We start from the raw sequence: 269 nt of genomic DNA, 5'->3' as shown, positions 1-269 counted from the left end.
GTGTGTCGTGGAGGGGACGGGACCGGGTGTCGAGCCGCTCAGGCCGTGGCCAGCCCCCACCGGCGCCGCAGGGAGCGGTCCGCCCAGCTGAAGAAGACGTCGATGAGGATGCCGACGACGAGCACGACGATGACGTAGCTCAGCAGGCGCTCGGCGTCGTTGAGCTGGCGGGCCTGGCTCAGCGCCCAGCCGATCGAGTTCTGCTGGTTGATGATGACCAGCAGCTCACCCGCCATCAGCGACCGCCAGGCGAAGGCCCAGCCCTGCTT

The 269-nt window shown here is 69.1% G+C and carries 1 pseudogene; it reads right to left on the bottom strand.

The annotated features are described in order from the left end of the window. Window positions 1–38: 38 nt before the first annotated feature. Window positions 39–269: pseudogene (locus D471_RS32760) on the bottom strand (ABC transporter permease); the annotation flags it as partial.

Source organism: Nocardiopsis lucentensis DSM 44048, from assembly GCF_000341125.1.
Lineage (GTDB): Bacteria > Actinomycetota > Actinomycetes > Streptosporangiales > Streptosporangiaceae > Nocardiopsis > Nocardiopsis lucentensis.
The sequence above is the reverse complement of the archived record's forward strand: the minus strand, read 5'-3'. Positions and strand labels throughout refer to the sequence as shown.